Here is a 26,078-nt window from a genome sequence, read left to right on the forward strand (position 1 = left end):
CCGTCTGTTTCAGGAGCCGCATGCAACTCGCCGAACTTTTTGCAGGCATAGAGGGCATCGCCAGGCCCGGGACCGCCGCGTCCTGGGACAGGTCGGGCCTTCAGGTGGCCTCTTTCAGGGATGAGGTCACACGCCTGGCCGTCTGTCTCGACCCGACGCCGGATTCCGTGCGCCGGGCGCTTGGTGCGGGCGCGGACTGCATCCTGAGCCATCATCCGCTTTCGCTTGCGCCGGACCTGCCGCGCCGTCTGGATGCCTACCACGAGGTATTGCGCCTTCTGCTCGGGGCGGACGTGCCCCTCTATGCGGCGCATACCACGCTGGATGTCAATGCCTCCGGGCCGGCCGCGTGGCTCGCGGACGAGCTGCGTCTCCGGAATCGCGCCGTGCTCGAGACCGTGGCCCCCGCCGCCAGGCCCGATGCCCTTCCTTCCGGCTATGGCCTGGCGGGAGATCTCCCGGAGCCTGTGGGCTTTGCGGAACTGGATGCCCGGCTCTCGCGCCTGCTTGCGTTTCCGGGGGGCACCGTCTGCGGTCCCGTACCGGAGATGGTGGCGCGCGTTGCCTACTGCACCGGGTCAGGCTCATCCCTCTGGCGCGAGGCGCTGGCCGCCGGGGCGCAGCTTTTCATTACCGGAGACGTCAAGTATCATACCGCGCTGGAGACCCGGATCGCCATGCTCGATGTGGGTCACCACAGCCTGGAAGAAGAAATGATGCGCCGCATGAGCCAGGTGCTCGCGGCCATGTTTGCCGGGGTGGAGGTCATTTTTGTGGCTTCGTCGTCGCCCCTGCGCCCGCGTTGCGCGTTCGGTGACGCCCAAACGCCGGTTTTGTGAGAGAGGAGGAACGCCATGAGCGATGCCGTGTATCTGGACCAGATTCAGCAACTTGTCGAACTCCAGAAAGTGGACGACGAAATTTTTGCCGTGCGGCAGGAGCTGGAAGCCGCCCCCCGGCAGTTGGAAGACCTGGAGCGGCGTTTTGCCGCTGTGGAAGCGCGGCGGACGCGTGTGCTGGACAAGCTTTCCCATCTGCAGGAGCAGAAGAAACGTCTCTCGCTGGAGATCGACGACGATTCCGCCAGGATCAAGAAGAGCAAGAACAAGCTCATGCAGGTGGAAAATACGCGCGAATATCATGCCATGATGCGCGAAATGGACAGCATGGAAAAGATCAACCGCACCCGCGAGGAAGAAAAGCTTACTCTTCTGGAGGAATTGCAGCTTCAGGAGACCACGCTTGCGGAGTGCGAACAGGAACATGGCGCGCTGAAGGCCGAGCTTGATGCCGCCCGGGCCGGTCTGGACGCCAGGCTGGCGCAGGCCCGCGAGGAACTCGACAGCCTGAACAAAAAACGCGTGACCGTGGGCAAGGCCATCCCGCGCCCCGTGTTCATGCGCTATGAGTTCATCCGCAAGCGTCTGGAGCATCCCGTCATCGTGGCCGTGCGCGAGGGCGTGTGCTCCGGCTGCAACATTGCGGTGCCTCCGCAGGCGTTCATCGATCTTCAGCGTGGTCAGCAGATCCTGAGCTGTCCCAACTGTCAGCGTCTGATTTTCTGGTGCGAGCACTTTGCAGGGGAGCAGCCCGCAGCCGCGGCGCCTGCGAAGGAGTCCCCCACCGAAACTCCGGGCGAAGTCCCGGCCTTGTAGCGGGAAGGGCGCAGCGGCCACGCCCTTCAGGACAGATCGGGCCGCGCACGGGAGGCGGACAGACCGTCGCTGCGGGCGAAGAGCGTCATGCGCTTCGCCCGGGGAGGAAAGTCCGGGCTCCACAGGGCAGGACGCTGGGCAATACCCAGGGGGGGCGACCCTCGGACAGCGCCACAGAAAGCAAACCGCCACGCCTTGCGTGGTAAGGGTGAAACGGTGGGGCAAGAGCCCACCAGATGCCGTGGTGACGCGGCATGCTCGGCATACCCCGTCCGGAGCAAGACCAAATAGGGAAGGAGGCCGGCCCGGCCCATGCCTTCCGGGTAGGTTGCTTGAGGGCGTGAGCGATCACGCTCCTAGAGGAATGACGGTCACTGCGCCTGCGCGCAGGACAGAACCCGGCTTATCGTCCGGCTCCCGTGCGTTCTATGGTTTTCACCGCCGCCCAGTGTTGCCCGTCCCGGACCCCGGGGGAGGAACTCCCCTGGGCCATCCTTCTGGCCGCCGGCAGCGGCAGCCGCCTCGCGGCAGCGCTTCAGGGTGGCGCCAAGCAGTTTCTGCTCTGGGAGGGGGCGCCCCTCTACTGGCGTTCGGCTCAGGTGCTGAGCCAAAGCGCCGTTGTTGGCGGCATTGTCTTTGTCTTCCCCGAAGATTGCCGCCATGCGGAGGCGGAACGCCTCGCCGGGCTTGTGGCCCGCGATGATCCCGGCATTCCCTGGTGCGTGGTTTCGGGCGGACCGTTGCGGCAGGATTCCGTGCGTCTGGGATTGGCCGCCGTGCCCGCGGCGGTCCGGCATGTGCTTGTCCATGACGCGGCCCGGCCCTTTCTGACGGCCGCGCTGGTGCGCCGCGTGTGTGCCGGGCTTGGGGATGGCTACCCCGCGGTGATCCCCGGGCTGCCGGTGAAGGATACCATCAAGCTGGTCGATGCGGCCGCGCCGGAACTGGTCGTTCGGACACCGGCGCGCGAGTGTCTGCGGGCGGTGCAGACGCCGCAGGGCTTTGACGCCGCCCTTTTGCGCGCTGCACATGCCCGGGCGTGCGCGGACGGCATGCGGGCGACCGACGATGCCGCCCTCATGGAAGCCATGGGGCATCCGGTGCGTATCATCCCCGGAGAGGCGGACAACGTGAAGATCACCACACCGGAAGACCTTGCCCTGCTCCGCGCGCCGGCGTCCGCTCCGCTTCCCTGCACGGGGCTGGGCTATGATGTGCACCGGTACGGGAACGGGCGGCCGCTCCGGCTGGGCGGCGTGGAGATTCCCGGCGCGCCCGGCGTGCTGGCCCATTCGGATGGGGACGTCCTGTTGCATGCGCTCATGGACGCCATCCTCGGCTGCGCGGCCCTGGGGGATATCGGGCAGCATTTCCCGGACAGTGACCCGGCACTGGAAGGCATTTCTTCGGCGCTCCTGCTGGATCGCGTTCTGGAGCTGGCGACCGGGGCGGGGGTCCGCATCTGCCATGCGGATCTGACCATCGTGGCGCAACAGCCGCGCCTTGCGCCCTGGCGCGCGGAGATCCGCGCCAATGTGGCTACGCTCCTGGGGCTTGCCAGGGAGCATGTCAACCTCAAGGCCACCACTGAGGAAGGACTCGGCTTTACCGGCCGGGGGGAAGGGATCAAGGCCTGTGCCGTGGTGAGTGCGCTCCGGAACGCCGGGGCCTGAATGTCCCGCGGGGCCGGATGCGGCCCGCGAAGGATGGAAGCATGAATACAGACGTTATGCGCCCCTGGCTTGAGCATTATGAGGATTTTGTGCCCCGCGAGGTCAGGCCCTGGGACAGGCCCCTTTATGCCATGCTCGATGATGCGGCGGAAAAGTATCCGCAGCGGCTGGCCGTGGTTTTTCAGAATACGCGCATCACCTACAAGGCGTTGCGCGAAAAGGCCGAAGTGTTCGCCGGCGCCCTGCGCCGCGCCGGGGTCAGGCCCGGGGAGCGCGTCGCCGTCATGCTGCCCAACCTGCCGCAGACGGTCATTGCCTTCTGGGGCGTGCTCAAGGCCGGGGCAGTGGCTGTGATGACCAACCCGCTCTATATGGAGAAGGAGCTTGTCCAGAACCTGAGCGACGCGGGCGCGAGCCACATGGTGCTGCTGGATCTGCTCTGGCCGCGCGTGGCCGCCCTGCGCGAGCGGCTGCCCATCCGCAATTTTATTGTCACGGGCATTGCCGACGCGCTTTCCTTTCCGCTCAATCTGTTCTACCGCCTGAGGCAGCGGCGCAATCAGCCGGCCGTGCCCCGGAATGACAGCGCGGTGCATTTCTGGAAGACCTTTTGCAGGGGGGCGCAACGGCATTCCGAGCCGGTGGCCTCACCGAAGGACGATCTTGTCCTTCTTCAGTACACGGGGGGAACCACGGGCATTTCCAAGGGCGTGGAGCTTACCCACGCCAATATCGGCACCAATTGCCGCCAGGTGCTGGACATCATCAACGTCACGGCCAGCGAGCACCATACCTTCATTTCCCTGATGCCGTTCTTCCATGTCTATGGCCTGACAATCTGCATGATAATCCCGGTCTATCTTGCGTCCACGATCCTGCCGCTCCCCCGGTATGTGCCGCAGGATGTGCTCAAGCTTATTGCGAAATACAAGCCTACGGTTTTTCCTGGCGCGCCCTCTGTCTATATGTCCCTGCTCCAGCAGAAGGAACTTGCCCGTTACGACCTGCACTGCATCAGGATCTGCGTTTCCGGTTCCGCGCCGCTGCCGCGCGATGTCTTTCTCCGTTTTCAGGAGGTCACGGGGGCGTCCATTCTGGAAGGGTACGGACTCACCGAAGCCTCCCCCATCACCCATTGCAATCCTCTGGGCCAGGAGGGGCAGCGGGCCAATTCCATCGGCATGCCCATTCCCGGCACGGATGCCCGCATTGTGGACATGGAGGGCGGCGCGCTTTCCCTGCCGCCCGGCAAGCTGGGCGAACTGGTGGTCCGGGGTCCGCAGGTCATGAAGGGCTACTGGCGCAGGCCCGACGAAACCGCCAACGCGCTTCGCAATGGCTGGCTCTATACCGGCGACCTGGCTACCATGGATGAGGACGGCTATTTCTACATCGTGGACCGCAAGAAGGATATGGTCATTGTCGGCGGCTACAATGTCTATCCCCGCGAGGTGGACGAGGTTTTGCTGGCGCATCCCAAGGTCGCCGATGCGGTGACGGTGGGCATCAGCGACGGCATACGCGGCGAGACGCTCAAGGCATATGTGGTGCCCCAGCCGGGCGAGACCATGGGCAAGGCCGATGTCGTCGGATGGTGCCGCGCCCGCCTTGCTTCCTACAAGGTGCCGCGTCTTGTGGAATTTCGGGAAGAGCTGCCCAAGACCATTGTCGGCAAGGTGCTGCGCCGGGCGCTGCGCGAAGAGGAAGAGGCCAAGCGCAAGGGGGGCCGGGCTGTCGCCGCCGATGCTCCGCAGGCCGAGACGGCGTCTTCGGACGACCACAGGGCGTGAACGGACCCGCATACTGTCGGGGCGAAGCGCCGGTTTTTCAAAAGGCTCCTGGGGGACCTCAGAAGGCGGACGGGTCCACGATGGAAAGCAGGCGGGAGCAGGCGCCCAGCGCAAACGGCGCGGCAAGGGCGAGCCACGCCGCAAGCAGACGTTTGAGGGATGCGCGCGACCGCGCGGGAACATCCATGGGCGGCGCCTAGCCGATATCCCAATCCAGACCGAAGGTATCGTGGAGGATACGCACGGCAAGCTCCACATACTTTTCCTGGATGAGGATGGTGATCTTGATTTCCGAGGTGCTGATCATGAGGATGTTGATGCCTTCCTCGGTCAGCGCGGCAAAGGCGCGCGCGGCCACGCCCGAATGATTGCGCATGCCGACGCCGATGGCCGATACCTTGGCTACGCTCACGTCGTGCAGCACTTCCGAGGCGCCGATCTTCTGCGCCACCTCATTCATGATCTCCAGCGTCTGGGGCAGGTCCTTGCGGGTGATGGTGAAGGTCATGTCCGTATGACCGTCCTGGCTCGTATTCTGGACGATCATGTCCACCAAGACCCCCCGCTCGGAAAGCGGCCCGAAAACGGCGGCGGCCATGCCGGGCACATCCGGCACATCGCGCAGGGTCACGCGGGCCTGGTCTTTGTCGTACGCGATGCCGGAAACAAGAACCGCTTCCATGCTGGGATCCTCCTGGGTGACGAGGGTGCCGGGGTCGTCGCTGAACGTGGAGCGCACATGCACGGGGACCTTGTATTTCTTGGCGAACTCCACGGAACGGATGTGGAGCACCTTGGCGCCCATGCTCGCCATTTCCAGCATTTCGTCATAGGCCACGCGGTCCATCTTGCGCGCGGTCGAACAGATATTGGGGTCGGTGGTGTAAACGCCGTCCACGTCCGTATAGATCTCGCATTCGGCGGAATCCAGCGCCGCCGCAAGGGCCACGGCCGAGGTGTCGGAGCCGCCCCGGCCCAGGGTGGTGATGCGTCCGTCAGCGGTACTGCCCTGAAAACCGGCCACCACGAGAACGTCATAACGGTGGAACAGCTCACGGAGCCTGCCGCTGTCGATGGCGCGGATGCGGGCGCGGCCGAAATCATCATCCGTGGTGACGGGGATCTGCCAGCCCAGCAGCGAGCGGGCGCTGATGCCCGCATCCTTGAGCAGCATGGTGAAGAGACTGATGGAAACCTGCTCGCCGGTGGAAACGAGCGCATCACATTCCGCCTTGTCCGGCGCGGGCGACCATTCGTCAGCCAGGGCCAGAAGGCGGTTGGTGTCTCCGGCGCGGGCAGAGAGCACGGCGATGACCTTGTTGCCGCGTTGCAGGCCGTCCACGACCTTGCCGCGCACCATCTTCATGCTCTCCAGCGTTGCCACTGAAGTGCCGCCGAATTTTTGCACGAGTATCTTCATGCCCAACCCCGGTTAGCCATTGCGCGGCGTTTTTGCCGCGTGCGGGAGCCTGCGGTCGCGCTCCAGGCGCTCAGTCTCCGTGCCCGGAATCCGCCATGGCCGAGACCAGCGTCGCGGGCAGGGTCCCGGCGTGTGGACCCGCACCCCGCAGGAGCAGCAGCCGTCCATCATCCTCCATCTTGATGGAGATGTCCAGAAAATCCTCCGGCAGCAGGTCTGCGGGGAGGTAGTCGGCCCATTCCACCACCACGAGTTTTTCCGAATCTTCCAGGGCATCGACGAGTTCCTCCGGCGCGTGGCCGGGGCAGCGGTAGAGATCGCAATGCACGAGCTGGGGCCGGGTGGGGTAGATGTTGCACAGCGTAAAGGACGGACTGGAGACCTCGGCATCCTCTCCTCCCGGGAGGGAACGCACCAGCGCGGCGGTGAGCGTCGTCTTGCCGCTGCCGAGGCCTCCGCGCAGGAGGAGCGCGCGCGTCTCGCCCGACGGCAGCAGACGCGCGAGCAGTTCCCCGAATTTCAGGGTATCCTCAAGGGTGGCAAGCCTCAGTTCGGCCATGGTATGCAGCGCTCCCCTCCTGTTGCCGGCGGATCGCCGGGCGTGGCGCGGGCATGCGGCAGGGCGTCGGCCAGTTCCGAGGCGCGGACCCCTCGCAGGGGGAAGTCCCGGGCACAGATGCGCCCCGCCAGGGCATGCAGCGCAACCCCCGTGGCCGCCACGCGGAGGGCATCCCTGCATCCTGCGCCGGTCTGGGCGAGCAGGGCGGCGATACAGCCCGCGAGAACGTCGCCGGAACCGCCCATGGCGAGTGCCGGAATGGCGTAGGGCGAGATGAGGACCGGCCGTCCGGACTGCCCCGCCAGGGTCCCCGCGCCCTTGAGGACAACGGCCGCCGGACTCAGCCCGCACAACCGGGCCAGGGCCGCGGGACGTTGCGCCTGGATCTGCCGGGTATCGGCGGCAAGCAGGGCCGCCGCCTCGCCGGGATGTGGCGTGAGGATGTCGGCGGATGTCAGCCGCGAGAGCAGCGCCCTGTTCCGGGAAAGCAGGATGAGCGCGTCCGCGTCGATGACGGCGGGGGGACGGCCCGGCAGCTCCAGCAGGGCGGCGAGGAATGCGGCGGCGTCATCGCCGCGGCCCATGCCCGGTCCCACGGCGAGCGCCGTGCAGCGGCACAGCAGTTCCCGCAGAGGGTCCGGCAGGGAGGCGGGCCAGCGGACGGCGCCGGCATCGCCAAGGGCGAGCGTCATGATCTCCGGCCAGTCGTTTTTGATGGCCGGAAGGGAACTTCCCGGCGCCGCCGCGCTCACCAGCCCGGCGCCCGCGCGCAGGGCCGCCGCCGCCGCCAGATGCCCGGCGCCGGAAAGCCCGGGCGCGCCGCCCAGAACGAGCACATGGCCGAAACTGTTTTTGTAGGCGTCCGGGGCAGGTCCGGGCAGACCGCGCAGGGCGCGGCCGTCCAGCAGATAGTGGCGCGGCGGGCGCCGTGTTCGGACGGCGGCGGGGATGCCGATATCGCCCACATGGAGCGCGCCGGCCCAGGGGCGCGCGCATGGCAGCACAAGCCCGGGTTTGGCGGCTGCCAGCGTCACGGTGGCGTGCGCGCGCACGGCCACGGGCGAGGGGAGTCCGCTGACCGCATCCAGGCCAGAGGGAATGTCGATGGCGAGGACGAAACAGCCGGCAATGCGCCGGGAAAGGGCATTGACGCGTTCGATGGCGGCCTGGGCCTCGGGACGGAGCTTCCCGGAAAAGCCCGTGCCGAGGAGTCCGTCCACGATGATGCGCGGCGGGCCGCTTTCCGCCGCTGCCGTTGCCGTGGCATTGCGTTCTTTCGCGGTCATGCCGCCGAGGCAGGCGGTCATCGCCACGGGGAGTTCCTCCAGCGGGGCCAGGCGTACGCCGTTGGCGCGGGCCATGGAGAGGTGCAGGGCGCTCGCCCCGCTCACGGCGTCCGGAGGACGCGCGTGGAACAGGAGGGGACGCGCGCCACGGTCCGCCAGGAGGCGGGCGACGCAGGCGGCATCTCCGCCGTTGTTGCCGGACCCCATGAGGAGCCAGACCGCCGCGCCCTCCACATCGGGACAGTGGCGCAGCAGGACGTCACAGGCCACGCGGCCGGCATTTTCCATGAGCATGGCCGTGGAGAGGCCGAAACGTTCCGCCTCCTCGTCCCACTGCCGCATTTCGTCCGGCAGGGGAAGGGGAGAGAGCAGACGGCAAAATTCCTCGGGCGCGTCCATCAACCCTCCAGCACCACCACGGCCACGGCATGGGAACGTTCATGGCTGATGGAAAGATGGGCGGCGCGCGTGCCGAGCAGCCGCGCCCGTTCGCTGGCCCCCCCGTGAAAGATCAGGTCGGTGCCGCCGGCCGGCAGCGGAAGGACTTCTATCTGGCACGGTCCGACCCCCTGGCGGAATCCTGTCCCCAGCGCCTTGGAAGCCGCTTCCTTGGCCGCGAAGCGGCCCGCCAGAAAGGCGATCGGCGGGTGCGGCGCCAGGGCGGCAAGTTCGCCGGGCGCAAGAAATTTTTCGAGGAACCGGCGACCGAACCGGGCATGGGCCGCCCTGATGCGCGCAAGCTCCGTCATGTCGATGCCAAGTCCCACGATCATCGCCGTGCCCCCATGGTCCGCCGTGCCCCGGGCACGCCGGAACGACGCTCTGCCCCGGCTTGCCCACAGGCGGAAAATTGCATATATATGCGCTATGCCGATGCATTGTGGCGTCATCCCTGCCGCCGCGTCAAGTCAGGCGGGGGAAGGCACGGCGTCGCATGCGGGAAACCAGTCGCAATGAAGCGCGCGCAGCGCAGGGAGAGCGGAAAGGAATGAAGTTGTGCATTGTCGGTACGGGCTATGTGGGGCTTGTCAGCGCAGCCTGTTTCGCGGAAATGGGCAATACCGTCATCTGTGTGGATGTGAACGCCGCGGTTGTCGAAAAGCTCAATTCCGGCGCCGTCCACATCTATGAACCCGGGCTGGAGCCGATGGTGCGCCGCAGCCGCGCCGACGGACGCCTGCGCTTTACCACGAGCCTGGAACAGGGCATTGCCGATGCCGACTGCGCCTTCATCTGCGTGGGCACGCCGCCCCGCCCCGACGGCTCCTGCGACCTGAGCTATGTGCATCAGGTGGCGCACGAGATCGGCCGGCACATGCAAAAGGATCTCGTGGTGGTCGACAAGTCCACTGTTCCCGTGGGGACCGCCGACACCGTGCGCGGCATCATCTCCGGCGAGCTGGCCGCGCGTGGCCTCTCCCTGAGCGCGGAGGTGGTCTCCAACCCCGAATTTCTCAAGGAAGGCGACGCCATCGCGGATTTCATGAAACCCGACCGCGTGATCATCGGCACGGATTCTCCCGGGGCGGCCTCGCTCATGCGCGAGCTTTATGCGCCCTTTGCCCGCACCCGGGACAAGATCATCGTCATGGCAGTCCGCAGCGCCGAGATGACCAAGTACGCCGCCAACTGCATGCTGGCGACGAAGATCTCCTTCATCAACGAGATCGCCACCATTTGCGAGCAGGTGGGCGCGGATGTGCGCGATGTGCGCGTGGGTATCGGTTCCGATTCGCGCATCGGCTACCAGTTCATCTATCCGGGCGTGGGGTATGGCGGCTCCTGCTTTCCCAAGGATGTCAAGGCGCTGATCCAGACCGCGGAAAATTCCGGTGTCGAGCCAATGCTCCTCAATGCCGTGGAAGCGGTCAATGCCCGCCAGAAGGCGCACATGGCCCGCCGCATCGCTGCCTATTTCGCTCCCCAGGGCGGTGTGCGCGGCAAGACGCTGGCCCTCTGGGGCCTGGCCTTCAAGGCCAATACCGATGACATGCGCGAGGCCGCGGCCATCAGCATCATCACTTCCCTCACAGAGGCGGGCATGAAGATACGCGCCTTCGATCCGGTCGCCGGTGACAATGCGCGCCGCATCTTTGCGGATAATCCGCTGGTGGAGATCCTGGATGAGCAGTATGCGGTGTGCGAGGGCGCCCAGGCGCTGCTGGTGGTGACGGAGTGGAACCAGTTCCGCAATCCGGATTTTGCCCGCATCAAGTCCCTGTTGAGCGCGCCCATCCTTTTTGACGGCCGCAACCTGTATTCGCCGTCTGCCATGGCGGAACGGGGCTTTGCCTACTTCTGCATCGGCCGCGTGCCCGAGGCCTGATCGGGCGGCGGCCCGGGCGTTCCCGCCGAAGTTCAGAGTCGGGCGAACGCCCGCCACCATGCCAGGACAGGAACCAGCATGGCGAGCGCCGCCGCGCCCCACTGCGGCAGCGCTCGCCACCTGTGCCGCAGGCGAAGTCCTTCCGCCATTCCCAATGTGAGTCCGCAACACAGACCGGCCACATGCGCCAGATAGTCGGTGCGTTCGCCCTCAGTGCCCAGCATGGCGAGCAGCGCCGCCCCGGCGGCCACGGGCAGGAGCATTTCGCGCCGTCCCGCATGCCGGAGCGCCATCAGGCCCGACAGCGCGCCGATACACGCGAAGAGCGCGGTGGAGAAGCCGATGCTTTCCACCGGCTGCCGACGAAGCGCCACCGCCAGGCAATTGCCGAGGATGCCTCCGGCCAGTGTCAGCCACAGGGCGCGCCCGATGCCGGCGCTTCGCGCGAGCAGCGCCAGAAAAAGCGCGCCGAACGCAAGATTTCCGAAAAGATGCGCGGCATCCGCATGCAGGGTCAGTGCCGTGATCACGCGGTACCATTGCCCATGCAGACGCACCTGGAGGGTATCCAGAGCGCCCGCGGGCAGCCATAGCCGGGGAGCCGGCAGCCAGTCCGGCACGGGCCACCAGCCCATACGCATGCCATGCCAGACGAGGAGCGGCAGAAGGAAACACCCCGCCAGCTTCCAGTGGGCGTGGATCACCGGCGGAGGCGGCGCGGGGCGGTGCCGCTCCTCGTCAAAGGCCGTCAGCTCCCGCAAGGCCACGCGTTCGAGCAGGGGCGGCACATAGAGACATTCCCGGCTGTTGAACTGTGAAAGCCTGTGCGGGATGTCGCAGGCGCTGAGAACAAGGCGCCAGTCCCGCCGCTGGCGATAGCTGACAAAGCCGGAAGCGCCGCTGATATTGCGCCAGAAGGCGGGGACCGAAGCCGGTCTGACACGCCAGCGCAAACGGGCATGGACGTTGATGGCCGGTGCGTGGGGGAGCGGTTGCGGCATGGAGAAAAGAGGAAAAAAGCCCCGGCAGGATGCTGACGGGGCTTCAGAGAAATGGCGGAGGGAGCGCCTAGTCCTGCTTGCGGGCTGCGGGCTTGGTGACGAACCCGGAGCGGAGGCAGCGGGTGCACACGGTGAGCGTCCGCACGCTGCCGTCAGGGAACTGATGCCGCACGCGCTGCAGATTGGGATTGAAACGGCGCTTGGTCTTGATGTTGGAATGGCTCACCAGGTTGCCCACCTGGGGCTTTTTGCCGCAGAAATCACATTCCTTGCTCATGCTTTCCTCCGTATATGCGCTGAAAACTGTTCCATCCGTCGTTGGAGCGCCCCTGGTCATGCCGGTGAAATGGCATGCCGGCAGGCGTTGCCCATGCGAACGGCGAACATACTCTGTCCCTGAAGAAAATACAAGTTTTTTTCCAGAAGGCGCGTCGCGCATGCGCCATGCCGTGCCGGCAACGTTCGGAACGGGGTTCTCCGCCAAAGGGTTGACAATGCCGGCCGGCTGCCTTAAATACCCCACCTCCACGGCGCATGGGGCGCCGGGGCATCACCGGGAATCCTCCCGGGCGATAATCGGCGGCCATGCCGCCATAAACCGGAGTCATGCTGAAATGTTGAGTTTTGCAAGAAACGAGTGCGGCATCCGTCTTGCTTCCGCTGCCATCGTTCTCCTGCCCGTTGTTGCCATGATTTTCGCCACCAGCCGTTCCTCGTCTCTCGACCTGGTGGTGGCCCTGATGTACTGCGCCTTTGCCGCGGTGGCCTTCATGGCCCTTCTGCTGGAGCGGGCGGAGGAAAACGAGAACAGGGAATAGCTTTGCGGGAGGGTCCATCCCTCCCCGGTTGCGCCCTTCGTTGGGGCAACGCAGAACAAAGCCCGGCTTTCTCATGAAGGCCGGGCTTTTGCGTGCGCGCGCGCGGCGGCATGGCGCGGTGACTTGCAAGCCACGGCATTTCCGGCTAGTTTTTCCTCCCATTTTCAGGATATTTCGCCAGTGTGGGGACAATATGAGCGAGTTTTCGAGGGAGCGGGGCCGGCCCCGCGGAGCGGGCGCAACGGCTGACAGGACGCGCGAGACGGCACCCGCCGGAAAGCGGGCGCCCGGAAACGCCGGCGCGCCGGGGGAGCGGCGCGGAACTTCCGCTCAGGGCCGCGAGCGGCGTTCCGGCAAGCGGGAAGGGACCCCCGGGGGAACATCGCTGAAAGAAGTCGTTGCGGAAATCGACCGTGACATCCTGCGGCTGTTGCTGCGCCGTCACAATCTGCTCGAACGCATGCGCGGCGGCAAACCCCGGCTGGACGCCGCGGAAGAAAAATTCCTGCGTGAGGCGTGGCAGAAGGCCGTTTCCCGCGTCAGCCGCGATGCGGATCTTTCCGGCCGTTTTTTTGCCCTCATGCAGGATGCGGCCTTTTTGCCGCGTCCCGCTGCCGAAGATCAGGAGGCCGATGCCCGGGGGGCGGATGCCGCCCCGGCTGTGGAACGCCGCGAAGCGTTCAATCTTGCGCCCCCGCGCAAGCCGCTGGAACTTTCCCTGCGTTCGCCGCTTGCCTGTCGGGAGGCGCGCGCATGGCTTTTCCTGGCGGCCGCGTCCGGCCAGCCCCTGCGCCTCGCGCCGTGTCTGATGAACGATCCGCTGGTGGATCTGCTCAAGGCGCTCAACCAGATGGGCGCGGCGGTCACGCGCGAGCAGGATGCCGTCATTGCCCGTGCTGCGGAGCCGCTGGGCTGCCCCGACAAGGTCCTCTACCTTGGGGACAGCATCTGGAATCTTTTTCTCCTGCTCGCGTTCTATGTGGGCAGGCCGTCCCGGGCAAAGTTTCTCGGCGAGACCGAGTTGAAGCTGGCGGATCTTTCATCCACGCGCCGCTTTTTGCCGCAACTGGGCGCGCGGTTCATCAATGTCATTCCCCGCAGTTCCGGACTCCCCGCGCGGCTTGAGTGTTCCGGCATCGTGCCGGGCAGGGTGGACCTGCCGCCGGATGTTCCTGGCGAGCTTGGTGCCGCGCTTCTTCTGGCGGCGCCATTTTGGGAACGCGAGTTTACGCTCGGTCTTGCCGGGCATCCGCAACGGGAGCGGGTGATTGCCTTCGCCCTGCCGCTGCTCCAGGCTGCGGCCGTCTCCGTGGCCGAGCGGGACGGCGCCGTCAGCGTGCGGCCCGGTGTGCCCGTGCTGCCCCTTGAACCGGCCCTTCCCATGGATGCCGGGCTGGCGGCGTTCCTTCTCTCGCTGCCCATGCCGCTGGGGGGCGACGTGCGCCTTGAAGGCGCGTGGCCCTCGGGTCCTGACGCGGATGCCGCCTGGGAGCTGCTGCGCGCCCTGGGGGTTCCTGTGGAAGCTTCCCCTGCCCGGGGGGGGACCGTTGGCGTGAAACTGGAAGCGCCGCGGCGCGCCGCCCGGCTCTCGACAGTGCCGCCGGCCACGCTTGCGCGCCTTTCCGGCCGGCTTGCGCCGTTGCCGCTCGCCCTGGCCGCATGCGCGGCCCTGGGCGGCGCCGAAGCGGATGCGCCCGCGACCGTATTGGAAGCCCTGCGCTGTCCGCCTGAACTTGCCGCGGATTTCTTCTCCGCCGCGGGGCTTGTTTTGGCGGGGGATGCGCTGCGTCCGGGTCCGGAACTGCAAGACGGGGGAAAGCCCTTCGTCGGTCCTGCATGGAACGCGCCTTCGCCCGCCTGGGCGCTGGCGCTGGCGCTGGCCGCATGTGCCCGGCCGGGGCGTTGCCATGGACTGCGTTTGGGCAATCCCGGCGTTCTCACGGCCCTGTATCCCGGATTCTGGGCGCTGTACAACGCGTTGCCCCGGCCTGTCCCCAGGCGGCGGGACGGCGCGGAAGAAGCGCCGTCCGCGCGGGAGCACAGGCGCATCCGCACAGCAATGGTGGCCGTGCTGCCCCCCGAACACGAGGCGGAAGAATGACGGCTGGCGGGGCTGAGTCAGTTTTCGCTGCCGTCGTTTCCCCGCAGGGCGGAACAAGCGGCGGAAAAGCCTGGTTTTCCGCCGTAGTACGGCGCGGACGTCCGCTCCCGCATCCGCCAGAGCGTGTACGCGATTCCCTTGCGAAAACGCGCTACAGGGCCGTTCCCCTGCGCGGCGCAAAGAAGCGGCTCGTGTCCACTCCCTCGTGTTCCAGCAGGAGGAGCTTTTTGGCGATGCCACCGGCATAGCCGGTGAGATTTCCGCCCGCACCGACGACCCGGTGGCAGGGGATGATGATGGCAATGGGATTGTGGCCCACGGCGCCGCCCACCGCCTGGCTGGACATGCGCGGCCTGTGCATCGCCGCCGCCACCTGGCGGGCGATTTCGCCATAGGTGCGGCACTGGCCGTAGGGGATGGCGCACAGAAGCTTCCATACCGCCTGCCGGAACGCGCTGCCCGAGGGCGCAAGGGGAAGTGCGGAGATACAGGGCCGCTTTCCGGCAAAATAGGCGTCCAGCCATGACCGCGTCAGCTTCAGGACGGGCGCGTCCGGCTGCTCCTCAAGTTCGCCGTCCACCATATCCGCGTAGTACTTCTGTCCTTCCAGCCAAAGGCCCGCAAGATGCCGCGCATCGCAGGCCAGGGTCAGGGCGCCCACAGGGGACGGATAGCGACAGGAAAAGAGCATGGCTGCCTCCCGCGTTCCGGGGATTTCGGGACCGGTCCTGTTTTGCGTCCTTCCATGGCACGATGCGGCTGATGGATACTCCAGCTCCCGTCAGGCGCGACATTCTCCATCCCGCAGCAGGTGCACAAGAACGGTCCGCGTCCTGGGACCGTCGCCTTCATAGAGATAGATGCTTTGCCATGTGCCGAGGCACAGTTCTCCCTGTTCCAGGGGCACCAGGAGGGACGCCCCGAGCAGGCTGCTGCGGATGTGGGCGTCCGTATTGCCTTCGGCATGGCTCCAGCCGTGGGTACGCGGCGCGATCTCGGTGAAGAACCGGATGAAGTCGCGCCTGACGTCCGGGTCCGCGCCCTCGTTGATGGTCAGGCCGCAGGTGGTGTGCGTGCAGAACAGATGGAGAGCGCCGTCCGCCCGGAAATGCCGCCGGGCAAGTTCGCGTACGGCGGTCGTGATGTCGAGCATCTCTTCGCGGCGGGTGGTGTGAAGTTCCAGTCGCTGCATGCTCATTCCTTCCTTCAAGGTCTTTTGACCATGATCCAGGTCTGGATCTCGTGGTTTTCCTCGGTCCAGTGCTGTTTGTATTCCATGCGCGGGCCGGTGACCGGTCCCATGTCGTAGCGCTGGATGCCCTCTTCACAGAGCCACTTCAGCGTCTCCAGCTGGAGCAGATTGCCCAGCGAGAGCCGCCGCGCGGTGGCGGCATAGCTGAACTGCTGGCCTCTGTAAATCATGCCGCAAAGCCCCCCGAAAATGAAGCCGATGTCCTCGTCATGCTGGCGGGCCATGATGATGCGCAACGTGCCCGCGCGGGCCAGCCGTCGCACAAGGGCCGCATAAAATTCCCGGGCCGGGGATTCCGCCATGCCGCAATGGCCGATGCCCTTCCAGCTTCTGGCCTCCACCGCAAGCATGCGCGCATAGAGCGCATCGGCCTCCTCAGCGGAGCCGGGCAGGCAACGCGTGAAGGTGACGCCGCATCCGGCCGCCTTTCTGGCGGCCTTCCGGAGTTTTGCGCGATGGTTGGCGGAGCGCCGTGACAGATAGCCGTCCAGCCCGCCGGCCAGAGAGGCGGCGCACTGGACGGAAACGCCATGGCGGAAGAAGGCGAACGCATCGCCGAAACGTCGCAGGAGCATGGCCGCAAAGGCGCCGCCGGGCCGGATGCCGCTGAGGATGACATGGGGGAAGGCGGGCGCATAGGCCGCATCGAACGCCGCCAGGCACGCGGCGAGCACCTCTTCGCCATCCGGCCCGAGCACCGGGGTGCCGAACAGCCAGCCGTTTTCCGGCGGCGCCAGGAATATCCGGTCCGGACCTGCCCTGAATTCGGTGAACAGCGCAATGCCCGCGGGCGCCGCCAGAAAGAAGAGCCGCTTGTCCGCAGTGAAGGTCTCCCGGAAGGTCAGTTGCCAGGCCGGGGAACAGCAGAAGGGGTCCGCCTGCGCCGTGGTGGCGGCAAGGTGTTCCCAGAACGGCAGGCAGGATTCCGGCAATTGCCGGTCGTCTGCGGCGTTTTTCTGCATCGGCGCGAGAAACGGCATGGGGACTCCTTGAACTGGCGACGCACGGGCATGCGCCCGCAGGCGGTGCCCCGGGGCGCATGGGGGAGAAATTCCATGCATCGCCCGCTCGGTCAAGGGGGGATGATGGCGGAACGTTTCGCCGCATTGACAGAGGGCGCCGCAGGACTTAAGAAGTGCAATGACCGCATCCCGCGGATCTCAGCATGGAGGACACGATGCTCGAACTCACCGAAAGCGCCCGCAGCGAGCTTGAGGCGTATTTCAAGGATAAGGACAAGGAAACCATCCGCATCTATCTTGCTCCGGGGGGCTGCTCCGGACCCCGGCTCGCCCTGGGGCTGGACCCCGCCGGCGATGGCGATGCCAGCGAGGAGTGCGGAGGCTTCACCTTCTGCATCAACAAGGAGCTGCTCGATCAGGTCAAGGGCGTCAAGATCGATCTTACGCCCATGGGCTTCATGGTCGAGCCTGCCGTTCCCCTGCCGGAAAGCGCGGGAGGCGGCTGCGGCGGCTGCTGCGGCGGCTGCGGCTCGCACTAGCGGCTTTCCGGCGCCTGCCCGGCTGAAGGACGCATGCCGGGCATGACAACCACAGGATTCGGGGACGGCCTTGTGGCCGTCCCCGTTGTGTTTTCCCGGCGGTATCCGCGCCGCCCGGCCTGATGTTACAGGATCCCATGCAGGACTTTGACGCGCTCCTTGCCAGCGGTGAGAGCAGGATATTTCTTGAGCGCAGCGGAATGGCGACGCGCTGTCGTCTGGCCTGCCACGCATTGGCGAACGGACGTACCGCGGTGCTCGTCGCGCGCGGTCGCGAAGAGCTGCACGCGGCATCGGCGCTGGCGCGCCTGTTTCTCCCCGCGCTTTCGGTGGGTGACGCGGATATGGCAAGCCCCCTGTGGGAACGGCCGCTCGTGGTTTTTCCGCGTCTGCGGGACTGGAGCGACCGGGATGGCTGGAGCGGGCGCGTTGCGGCGCTGTACGCGCTTGCCCAGGGGCGCCCGCGTTGCGTCGTGGCCGCCATGGACAGCCTTGTTCCGCGCTGCATGCCAACGGAGTTTTTTGCCGGACGCAGCCTCGATCTTGCTCTGGGGATGGACTTTTCCCCCGAGCTTATCGTGGAGCAGGCCATCGAGTGGGGCTTTGAGCGCGTGAACATGGTGACGCGCCCGGGTGAGCTGGCCCGCCGTGGCGACATCCTGGATATTTTCGCCCCCGGCTATTCCCGGCCCGTGCGGCTGGAATTTTTTGGCGACGCCATTGAGGAGATGCGGCTCTTCGATGCCGAAAGCCAGCGTTCGCTGCGTACCGTGGAGGAGCTGACGCTCCTGCCGGCAAGCCCGCTGCCTCTGGACCCCGCGGGCCTTGAGGCCGCCCGCGCCCGTTGCGAGGCCCTGTTCCGCGAAGGGCGCATCAGCGAGAATGATTCCTATACCTTCCGTAAGGCGCTGGACAGCGGGGGCGCGGGCCTGCTCCCGGGTCTTCTGTGGGAGGACTCCAGCCTGTTCGAGAACTGGCTGCCCCCCGAAAGCCTCTGGATACTGCCCGGCGAGGCGGACAGCGCCGAGGCCCTGCGCGCCACCCGTCAGAGCCTCAAGGAGGAACTGGAGCGCGAGGAGGCGCCGCTGCCGCAGCCCGCGCGCCTGGTGCTGCGGCGCGCTGCCCAGCCGGCCCCGTGGAACGGCTTTCAGTGCGTGTTCGACGAACCGCTGGTCATCGGCGTGGAGTCGCGCGGCGTTTCGCTTCAGGAGCGGCCGTTACACCAGTTCACGGAACTTTTTCCCTCTCCCGGCGCGCAGGACCGCCCCTGGCAGCATCTGGCCGCCGGACTCAAGACATGGCAGCGCGAACGGCGCCAGGTCATCCTCAGTTTTTCCTCGGAACGCGGGCGCGGCAAGTTCCTCAAACTGGCCGAGCAGGACGGCATCACCCCGGCCCTGCGCTATGCGCCGGGGCAGGGCGGCCTTTTCGCGCTGGTTTCGCCGTTTCGGGGCGGCGCGGAACTTGTCTGGGACAACAGCCTCGTCCTTGGCGAGGATATCCTCTATCCCCGCGCGGAAAAAACGTCGCGTTCCGCCACGCGCGCCTTCAAGGGGCTGGACAGTTTCGAGAGCCTGAAGGAAGGGGACCTGCTCGTCCACCGGGAGTACGGCATCGGGCGTTTTGCCGGGCTGCATCATCTGGACCTCACCGCGGCCGCCAATGATTTTCTCCTCCTGGAATACGCGGGACGCGACAAGCTCTATGTGCCCGCCGACCGGCTGGGGCTGATCCAGCGCTTCAAGGGCGCCGAAGGCGCGGAGCCGCCGCTGGACAAGCTGGGCGGCCCTGCCTGGGCGGCAGGCAAGGAAAAGGCCCGCAAGGCCATCGAGAAGATCGCGGCGGACCTGGTGGAGATGTATGCCTACCGCAAGGTCGCCAAGGGCTTCCGCTATGATCCGCCGGGCGAGCTTTTCCGCGAGTTCGAGGCCACGTTCGGCTATGAGGAGACGCCGGATCAGGCGCGCGCCATCCAGGACGTGCTGGACGACATGGACGGCTCGCGGCCCATGGATCGCCTGGTCTGTGGCGATGTGGGCTTCGGCAAGACCGAGGTCGCCCTGCGCGCGGCCTTCCGGGCGGCCTCTGAAGGCCGGCAGGTGGCGCTCCTGTGTCCCACCACGGTGCTGGCCGAACAGCACTACCAGACCTTTCGCGCGAGGCTGGCGGGTTTTCCCGTCAATGTGGGTCTGCTGAGCCGCTTTGTGCCCCGCCCTAGGCAGAAGGAGACACTCAAGGCCGCCGAGGCCGGCCAGGTGGATATCCTCATCGGCACGCACCGGCTTTTGTCCAATGATGTCAAGCTTCCCAATCTGGCGCTGCTCATCCTTGACGAGGAACAGCGCTTCGGCGTGCGCCACAAGGAAAAGCTCAAAGCCCTGAAAAAGAATGTGGACGTGCTCACGCTCACGGCAACGCCCATCCCGCGCACGCTGCAACTCTCCATGTCCGGCATCCGCGAACTCTCCATCATCGAGACCGCCCCGCAGGACAGAAAGCCTGTGGCCTCGGCGGTCCTGGGACGCGACGACGCCACCCTGCGCAAGGTGCTCGCGCGGGAGCTGGAGCGCGAGGGCCAGGTCTTCTGGGTCTATAACCGCGTCCAGGGGCTGGAACGGGTCGCCGAATATGTGCGCGGGCTTGCGCCCCAGGCGCGGGTGGGCATGGCCCACGGGCAGATGGCCGAGACCGAGCTTGAGACCACCATGCGCAAGTTCTGGCATGGGGAGCTGGATGTTCTTGTCTGCACCTCCATTGTGGAGTCCGGCCTGGATTTTCCCCGCGCCAATACGCTGGTGGTGGATCAGGCGCAGATGTTCGGCCTGGGGCAGCTCTACCAGTTGCGGGGCAGGGTGGGGCGCAGCGACAGGCAGGCCTATGCCTTCTTTGTGGTGCCCGATGCCTCGCGGCTCACGGAAACGGCGGAGGAACGCCTGCGCGTCATCCTTGACATGGAGTATCTCGGCGCCGGTTTTCAGGTAGCCATGGAGGATCTGCGCCTGCGCGGCGCGGGCAATATCCTCGGCGAAGTGCAGTCCGGCCACATGAGCCGGGTCGGACTCGATCTGTATCTGGAGATGCTGGAAGAGGCCGTGGCGCGTCTCAAGGGCACCCCGGCCGCCCTGAACGCCGAGACCGAACTCACTCTGGGCTTGCCCGCCCATATCCCGGCGACATATATTGATGACGGGCGCGAACGCCTGCGCTGCTACAAGGCCCTGACCTCAGCGGCGGGTGGGGCCGCGCGCGAGGAAGTGGCCCTCGGCATCCGTGACCGGTTCGGCGCGTTCCCCGAGGAGTTCCGCAACTTCCTCGCCGTGCTGGATTTCAAGGAATTTCTGACGGAGCTTCAGGTGCAGAAGGCCGACATCCATCGCAACAGTGTGCGCCTTGTCTGGGCCGAAGGGCAGACCGCAGTGCTTCCCGAGCGCATCGTGGCCCTTGCGGCCGGCGGCGCGGGGGCAAAACTGCATCCGCCGGCGGGGCTTTCGCTCCCGGTTTCCGGGGAGATGCCGTTCTGCGAGGCGCTTGGCGCCGTGCGCGCCCTGCTGGAAGGGCTGCGCGCCCGACAGGATGGCCCGGCGCCATCTGCAGCGCAGGGCGCCGCGTCGTGCCCCGCGGGAGGGACGGCATGCTGATGCGCCTCTTCCGCCGCGGGCTGCCGCTTTGTCTGTTTTTCGTCTGTCTGGCGCTTTCCGGCTGCCTGGAACGCCGTCTTCCGGAAGGCGTGATGGCAAGCGTCAACGGCGAACCCATCCACCTTGCCGCCGTCCAGGCGCTCATGGACAGCCGTTCCACATCTCTGGGCATCCCCCTGCGTCCCTCGCTTGAGGATATGAAGAACCGCTACGGCGGCGCGCTGGGGACGCTCATCGTCCATACCCTGGTGCGCCAGGATCTGGCGCGCCGGGGCCTGTCCGTGACGGATGCGGCGCTGGAGCATGCCGTGGAGCAGGTGCGGGCGGATTTCGGACCGGGCGGTCTGGAAAAATTCCTTACGGATTCCTCCCTGCGCGAGGCGGACTGGAAAGCCCTCATGCGCGACTATCTCGCCATGGACGTGTTCAGAAAACGGGTGCTCCTGCCGGCCATCCAGGTTTCCCTGGAAGAAGCGCGCGCCTACTATCAGGAGCACAAGGCGGAGTTTCTGCTGCCCGGCTCTCTGGACGTCTGCCTTGCCACCGCCCCGGACAGGGAAGCGCTGACCGCGTATTGCGGATCGTTCGCGGCCCGGTTCCGCCCCCGGCCCGGCGATGCGGCCCAAGCCGGGTTCCCCTCCCTTGCCGCCGAGGCGACCACGGACTCCGACGCATTGGCGCAATGCATGGAGGTGCGTCCCGACGAAGTGCCCCCGGCCTGGCGCAAGGAGCTGGAAACGCTCACGCCGGGCAGTTGCGGACAGCCGCGCCAGCAGGAGGGCGAATGGCGCGTCGTGGCCCTGGCGGGGCGTCACCGGGGGCATGCCCTCGATCTGGCTGAGGCGTATCCGCTCATCGAGGCTCTCCTTCTTGAGGAAAAGAAATCCGCCGCATTCGGCAAATGGCTCGAGGACAGTCTTGCCCGCTCGACGATCCTGGTCGCTCCGGAACTTAGGGAACCGCTGTTGAACCCGGGTCCTCCCGGATATGCGGCGATGGAACCCGACGAAAGCGAGGAGCTTGAACGCTCCGGGGAGCAGCAGGCCGGGGGCGCCCCGTCTGTGGCGCCGGACGCCGCCGGGGGCGCTGCCGCATCCGGCCGGTGACCGCGGCAGGGGAAGCGGCGCGCCCGTTGTGCGGGGCAGGCGGAGCGTTCCGCCGGTCAGGACGCTTCGGCGGGTATTTTTGTGGTCATTGCCAGCGGGCGCCTTTTGCAGTAGGCAAGAAGACCGACATTCCGGCATATCCGCCCGATCCGCATGCGGTGCCGTGCGGAACAAGGAGAACCATGGTGAAAAAACTGCGTTTTCTGTTCCTGGCGTTCTGGGTCGCCTGTGTGTGCGTCGTCGGCTGCGGCGCTTCCGCGACCGTCCGCGCGGCCCAGCTGAACAAGGTGGCGGCGGTGGTCAACGGTCAGGTCATCACCATGTTCGATCTTCAGAAAGAATCCCTGCCGGAACTGGCCCGCGCCAGGCTCAACCCCAATGACCCCGCGCAGGCCAAGGCCGTGGATGCGGTCTTCCGCAAGGTGCTTGACCTGATGATCATGGACATCCTCATTGCCCAGGAGGCGAAGCGCCTCAAGATCGCCGTCAGCCCCGGCGAGGTGGACAACGAACTCAAGCGCATGATGCAGGCGCGCAGGCTGACCAGGGAACAGTTTGAAGCGCAGCTGGCGCAACAGAAGATCCCGCTGGCGACCATCCGGGCCAATATCGAGAAAAGTCTGCTCCGGCAGAAGGTCATGGGCATGGAGGTCGGCCGGCGCGTGGTGGTGACGCCGGACGAGATCAAGGCGTATTACGAGGCCCACAAGGACACCATGTTCGACCGCAACGGACTGCACATGGGGGTCCTTGTCTATGCGCCCAATGTCAATGCCGCCTCCATCGCGGCCCAGATAAAGTCCGGCAAGCTGACCTTCGAGGAAGCGGCGGCCAGGTATTCCATCGCGCCCAACAAGGAAAAGGGCGGTGATATGGGACCCGTGGAATGGGACAGGCTCAATCCTGAATGGGAGGGGCGCCTCACCAGGATGAAGCCCGGGGACGTGACCGAGCTTTTTGACCTTCAGGGCCGCAAGGCCCAGGTGCATCTGTTCCGCCCGGGTGGCGGCGCCGAAAAGCCGCTCACCCTGGAGCAGGCAACCCCGCAGATCGACGCCATCCTGCGCCAGCCCAAGGCCAGAGACCGCTTTGAAGACTATTCCGGCCAGTTGCGGGAAAAGGCCGTCATCGACATCAGGCTCAAATAGGCCCGCGCGCGATCTGCCGTCGCACGGCCGACACGCGCGAAACCTCTGTCGCAGCGGCGAGGGGAAGCAATGACATTTGACGAACTGGGCGCGGCGCTGCGCGCCGAACGCGAGCGGCGCGGCCTGCGCATCGAGGACGCCGCCGACCACCTCAAGATCAGCGCGCGGCATCTTCGCGCCCTGGAAGAGGGGGATGGCGACTCCCTGCCGCATCCCGCCTATGCGCGGGGCTTTATCCGTTCCTATGCGGCGTATCTTGGCATCTCGTCCGAAGAGATCCATGACGCGCTCACGGCCATGACGCCCGGCGATGCTGTCCCGCAGCCGCCTGCCTTTGCTCCGGAAACGGCGCCAAGTGAACGGCGGAGCGGCAGGGGCGGTGTCCTGTTCGTGCTGGTCCTGGCCCTGCTGGCCGGAACCGGCTATGCCGTGTGGCACTGGGGCGTGCCCGCGTTTTCCGGCCTGGAGGAGCGCCGTCTGGCGCAGCCTTCGCCGCCGCTTACGTCCGCGCGGCCGGCGCCCCCATCCGGGGCGGAGATCGCAGCAAAAAGCGCGGCGCGCCAGGAGATTCAGGGCGCTCCGGCAGCCGGTCCCGGGGCCTCTCCAGAGCGGCGTGACGCCCCGGCAGAGGCCGCCGGGCAGAGCGCGGCCCAGGCGGACCCCTTGCGCGCGCAGGCCGGGCAGCCTGCCGGCGCGCCGGCTTCCGCGTCACGGCAGGAGCGCGCGGATGCGCCTTCGCCCTCTGCCGCGCAGCCGGATGCCGTCGGCGCGGGGGACGCCGCCGACAGGGGCGCCGCGGAAGCGGCTCCCGCGGCGGCGACGGGTGACGGGGCGGCAGTTCCCGGTCAGCACAAGGTCATCATCACGGCCACGGAAGAATGCTGGATCCATTCCAACGCGGACAAGACCGACACGCGGCAGTTCTCCTTACGCAAGGGGGACACCTTTGCCCTGACCTTTGCCCGGAGCCTGGAGCTGAAACTGGGCAATGCCGGGGGCGTGCGCCTTCGCTATGATGGGCAGAGCCTGCCGCCGCCCGGGCAGTCGGGCCAGGTGAAGACCCTGACGTTTCCGCCGCAATCCGGACAGTGAGGGAGTGGATGGATGAAGCGGTGGTGCTGCGTATCGGGCACTTCCGCGAGTCTGATCTCTGGTTGCGGCTCTTGTGCCGCGGCCGGGGCGCGCTCACCCTGTTCGCCTTCGGGGGCAGCCGCAGCCGTCGGCGTTTTTGCGGGTGTCTGGATGTCTTCAATACCCTGCATTGCCGGGTAAAGGTGTCGGGCCGGGGGGATTTTCTCAACCTGGAGGAGGCGGCGCTCCTCCGGGGTCCTCGGGATCTGCGGAATGACTGGCGGCGCATGGGGCTGGCGGTCAATTGCCTGCGGTTCCTTGAGGCGCTGGGCGTTGACGAGGAAGGCGCGGGCGAGTGTTTCGTCCTCCTAGAGGATCTGCGCGACGTTCTGGAGCGTGGGCGCGCGCTTCCGCAACTGCTGCCGCTTTTTTTCCGCCTGCGGCTGGCCGGGGCGCTGGGATTTGCCCCCAATCTCGGGCATTGCGGCGTTTGCGGCGCAGAGTCCGGCGCGGAGTCCGTCTTTGTGGTGGACGAAGGGCGGCTTCTTTGCCCGCGTTGCCGGGCACTCCGTCCCTTGGCGGAGACGCGCTATTGCGTGGAGATCTCCCGGCGCGGACTTGACGTTTTGCGCGCCGTGCAGCAAACTTTTCCGTCCGCATGGCCGGTGGAGGCGCTTGCCGCGTCCGAGCGGCGCGCCTGCGCGCGGCTGATCGACGGCTTTGTCCAGTACCATCTGGGGCTTGCCTGGGAGAACGGCTATTTCCGCCGCGTATGACGCGTCCATCGTCGTGGTGTGCGGAACCTGTCCGCGGGCACTATCGGGGAGCAGAGCGCAAGAGGAAGAGCTATGTATTTTCAGGACGTCATCCTTACCCTCCAGCAGTACTGGGCCAACCAGGGCTGCGTCATCGAGCAGCCTTCCGGCGTCGAATGCGGCGCGGGCACGTTCAATCCGAGTACCTTTTTGCGCGTGCTCGGGCCGGAACCGTGGAAAGTGGCCTATGTGGAACCCTCCCGCCGGCCCACGGACGGCCGTTACGGCGAAAATCCCAACCGGCTCCAGCGGTATTTCCAGTTCCAGGTGATCCTCAAGCCGTCACCGGACGATGTGCAGGAGCTGTATCTGCAAAGTCTCGCGGCATTGGGCATTGACCCGGCCACCCATGATATCCGCTTTGTGGAGGACGACTGGGAATCGCCCACCCTGGGCGCCTGGGGCCTGGGCTGGGAGGTCTGGCTCAACGGCATGGAAGTGAGCCAGTTCACCTATTTCCAGCAGGTGGGCGGCATCGACCTTGCCCCCGTCAGCGTGGAACTCACCTACGGTCTCGAACGCCTCGCCATGTATCTTCAGGGCGTGGAATCCGTCTATGACCTGCGCTGGAACAGGGACGTCACCTACGGCCACATCTACCATCAGAACGAAGTGGAGCAGTCCTGCCACAATTTCGAGGCCAGCAATGCGGACATGCTCCTGCGGCAGTTCAATGATTTCGAGGGCGAATGCAAGGCCATGCTGGAGCTTGATCTGCCCTGGCCCGCCTATGACTACTGCCTGAAGTGTTCCCACACCTTCAATCTTCTTGATGCCCGCGGGGCCATTTCCATCACCGAACGCACCGGCTATATCGGCAGAGTGCGCGCGCTCGCCGCCGGGGTGGCCGCCCGCTACGTCGCGCAGCGCGAGCGGCAGGGCTATCCGCTGCTCACTGAAACGGCGGGGAGGTAAAGC

The 26,078-nt window shown here is 66.4% G+C and carries 24 protein-coding genes and 1 other RNA gene; 15 read left to right on the forward strand and 10 right to left on the reverse strand.

The window, feature by feature from the left end; genetic code table 11:
* The first annotated feature begins 20 nt into the window (after positions 1-20).
* From QZ294_RS01190 to QZ294_RS01210, 5 genes are all read left to right on the forward strand, one after another.
* Positions 21-839, forward strand: a complete 819-nt coding sequence (locus QZ294_RS01190; protein WP_297045515.1) for a Nif3-like dinuclear metal center hexameric protein — start codon at positions 21-23, stop codon at positions 837-839.
* Positions 840-854: 15 nt separating this feature from the next.
* Positions 855-1,655: a C4-type zinc ribbon domain-containing protein gene (locus tag QZ294_RS01195; RefSeq protein ID WP_297045518.1), complete on the forward strand. Its 801-nt coding sequence runs from the start codon at positions 855-857 to the stop codon at positions 1,653-1,655.
* Positions 1,656-1,705: 50 nt separating this feature from the next.
* An RNA gene (gene rnpB / locus QZ294_RS01200) (RNase P RNA component class A) lies at positions 1,706-2,077 on the forward strand.
* 6 nt (positions 2,078-2,083) lie between these two features.
* Positions 2,084-3,328 (forward strand): 2-C-methyl-D-erythritol 4-phosphate cytidylyltransferase, encoded by a 1,245-nt coding sequence (gene ispD, locus QZ294_RS01205; RefSeq protein WP_297045521.1) that lies wholly within the window; start codon positions 2,084-2,086, stop codon positions 3,326-3,328.
* A gap of 41 nt (positions 3,329-3,369) precedes the next feature.
* Entirely contained in the window at positions 3,370-5,118 is a 1,749-nt protein-coding gene (locus tag QZ294_RS01210) for a long-chain fatty acid--CoA ligase (RefSeq protein WP_297045523.1), read from the forward strand.
* A 58-nt stretch (positions 5,119-5,176) separates the two neighbouring features.
* Here QZ294_RS01210 and QZ294_RS01215 read toward each other — a convergent pair whose 3' ends face one another.
* From QZ294_RS01215 to acpS, 5 genes are all read right to left on the reverse strand, one after another.
* Positions 5,177-5,305 carry a hypothetical protein gene (locus QZ294_RS01215; RefSeq protein WP_297045527.1) on the reverse strand — a complete coding sequence of 43 codons (129 nt, stop codon included), beginning with the start codon at positions 5,303-5,305 and terminating at the stop codon, positions 5,177-5,179.
* Between the two features lie 9 nt (positions 5,306-5,314).
* Positions 5,315-6,538, reverse strand: coding sequence for an aspartate kinase (locus tag QZ294_RS01220; protein ID WP_297045529.1), 1,224 nt, complete (start codon positions 6,536-6,538; stop codon positions 5,315-5,317).
* Positions 6,539-6,608: 70 nt separating this feature from the next.
* Positions 6,609-7,097 carry a tRNA (adenosine(37)-N6)-threonylcarbamoyltransferase complex ATPase subunit type 1 TsaE gene (tsaE, locus tag QZ294_RS01225; RefSeq protein WP_297045534.1) on the reverse strand — a complete coding sequence of 163 codons (489 nt, stop codon included), beginning with the start codon at positions 7,095-7,097 and terminating at the stop codon, positions 6,609-6,611.
* Positions 7,085-8,782 (reverse strand): NAD(P)H-hydrate dehydratase, encoded by a 1,698-nt coding sequence (locus QZ294_RS01230; RefSeq protein ID WP_297045537.1) that lies wholly within the window; start codon positions 8,780-8,782, stop codon positions 7,085-7,087. Before QZ294_RS01230 ends, tsaE begins: the two co-directional genes overlap by 13 nt.
* Positions 8,782-9,156 carry a holo-ACP synthase gene (gene acpS, locus QZ294_RS01235; protein WP_297045540.1) on the reverse strand — a complete coding sequence of 125 codons (375 nt, stop codon included), beginning with the start codon at positions 9,154-9,156 and terminating at the stop codon, positions 8,782-8,784. The genes QZ294_RS01230 and acpS overlap by 1 nt, the downstream gene beginning before the upstream one ends.
* Positions 9,157-9,371: 215 nt before the next feature.
* Here acpS and QZ294_RS01240 point away from each other — a divergent pair, with 215 nt between their 5' ends.
* A complete protein-coding gene (locus QZ294_RS01240) occupies positions 9,372-10,709 on the forward strand; it encodes a UDP-glucose/GDP-mannose dehydrogenase family protein (RefSeq protein WP_297045543.1) in 1,338 nt (445 codons plus the stop codon).
* 32 nt (positions 10,710-10,741) lie between these two features.
* On the opposite strand, the gene QZ294_RS01245 is transcribed toward QZ294_RS01240, so the two are convergent.
* The gene (locus QZ294_RS01245) at positions 10,742-11,710 is read right to left on the reverse strand and encodes a rhomboid family intramembrane serine protease (protein ID WP_297045545.1); all 969 of its coding nucleotides are present in this window, start codon (positions 11,708-11,710) and stop codon (positions 10,742-10,744) included.
* A gap of 67 nt (positions 11,711-11,777) precedes the next feature.
* Positions 11,778-11,987 carry a 50S ribosomal protein L28 gene (gene rpmB / locus QZ294_RS01250; RefSeq protein WP_297045548.1) on the reverse strand — a complete coding sequence of 70 codons (210 nt, stop codon included), beginning with the start codon at positions 11,985-11,987 and terminating at the stop codon, positions 11,778-11,780.
* A 337-nt stretch (positions 11,988-12,324) separates the two neighbouring features.
* Here rpmB and QZ294_RS01255 point away from each other — a divergent pair, with 337 nt between their 5' ends.
* Together QZ294_RS01255 and QZ294_RS01260 are read left to right on the forward strand one after the other, a co-directional pair.
* The gene (locus QZ294_RS01255) at positions 12,325-12,528 is read left to right on the forward strand and encodes a hypothetical protein (protein ID WP_297045553.1); all 204 of its coding nucleotides are present in this window, start codon (positions 12,325-12,327) and stop codon (positions 12,526-12,528) included.
* A gap of 193 nt (positions 12,529-12,721) precedes the next feature.
* Entirely contained in the window at positions 12,722-14,629 is a 1,908-nt protein-coding gene (locus QZ294_RS01260) for a 3-phosphoshikimate 1-carboxyvinyltransferase (RefSeq protein ID WP_297045556.1), read from the forward strand.
* A 151-nt stretch (positions 14,630-14,780) separates the two neighbouring features.
* On the opposite strand, the gene QZ294_RS01265 is transcribed toward QZ294_RS01260, so the two are convergent.
* From QZ294_RS01265 to QZ294_RS01275, 3 genes are all read right to left on the reverse strand, one after another.
* Positions 14,781-15,320, reverse strand: coding sequence for a methylated-DNA--[protein]-cysteine S-methyltransferase (locus QZ294_RS01265; protein WP_297045558.1), 540 nt, complete (start codon positions 15,318-15,320; stop codon positions 14,781-14,783).
* A gap of 90 nt (positions 15,321-15,410) precedes the next feature.
* Complete coding sequence (locus tag QZ294_RS01270) at positions 15,411-15,821, reverse strand: secondary thiamine-phosphate synthase enzyme YjbQ (RefSeq protein WP_297045561.1); 411 nt, start codon at positions 15,819-15,821, stop codon at positions 15,411-15,413.
* Between the two features lie 14 nt (positions 15,822-15,835).
* Positions 15,836-16,861 (reverse strand): GNAT family N-acetyltransferase, encoded by a 1,026-nt coding sequence (locus tag QZ294_RS01275; RefSeq protein WP_297045564.1) that lies wholly within the window; start codon positions 16,859-16,861, stop codon positions 15,836-15,838.
* Positions 16,862-17,058: 197 nt separating this feature from the next.
* On the opposite strand from QZ294_RS01275, the gene QZ294_RS01280 reads away from it, so the two are divergent.
* From QZ294_RS01280 to glyQ, 7 genes are all read left to right on the forward strand, one after another.
* On the forward strand, positions 17,059-17,382 hold the full coding sequence (locus tag QZ294_RS01280; protein WP_297045567.1) for an IscA/HesB family protein: 324 nt from the start codon (positions 17,059-17,061) through the stop codon (positions 17,380-17,382).
* 137 nt (positions 17,383-17,519) lie between these two features.
* Positions 17,520-21,020, forward strand: coding sequence for a transcription-repair coupling factor (gene mfd, locus QZ294_RS01285; RefSeq protein ID WP_297045570.1), 3,501 nt, complete (start codon positions 17,520-17,522; stop codon positions 21,018-21,020).
* The gene (locus tag QZ294_RS01290; RefSeq protein ID WP_297045572.1) at positions 21,014-22,126 is read left to right on the forward strand and encodes a peptidylprolyl isomerase; all 1,113 of its coding nucleotides are present in this window, start codon (positions 21,014-21,016) and stop codon (positions 22,124-22,126) included. Before mfd ends, QZ294_RS01290 begins: the two co-directional genes overlap by 7 nt.
* 182 nt (positions 22,127-22,308) lie before the next feature.
* Positions 22,309-23,274 (forward strand): SurA N-terminal domain-containing protein, encoded by a 966-nt coding sequence (locus QZ294_RS01295; protein ID WP_297045575.1) that lies wholly within the window; start codon positions 22,309-22,311, stop codon positions 23,272-23,274.
* Positions 23,275-23,343: 69 nt separating this feature from the next.
* Positions 23,344-24,366, forward strand: coding sequence for a RodZ domain-containing protein (locus tag QZ294_RS01300; protein ID WP_297045578.1), 1,023 nt, complete (start codon positions 23,344-23,346; stop codon positions 24,364-24,366).
* A gap of 8 nt (positions 24,367-24,374) precedes the next feature.
* Positions 24,375-25,121, forward strand: coding sequence for a DNA repair protein RecO (locus QZ294_RS01305; RefSeq protein ID WP_297045583.1), 747 nt, complete (start codon positions 24,375-24,377; stop codon positions 25,119-25,121).
* A 72-nt stretch (positions 25,122-25,193) separates the two neighbouring features.
* A complete protein-coding gene (glyQ, locus tag QZ294_RS01310) occupies positions 25,194-26,075 on the forward strand; it encodes a glycine--tRNA ligase subunit alpha (RefSeq protein ID WP_297045586.1) in 882 nt (293 codons plus the stop codon).
* The last annotated feature ends 3 nt before the right edge of the window (positions 26,076-26,078 follow it).

Source organism: uncultured Desulfovibrio sp. (genome assembly GCF_910584445.1).
GTDB lineage: Bacteria > Desulfobacterota > Desulfovibrionia > Desulfovibrionales > Desulfovibrionaceae > Desulfovibrio.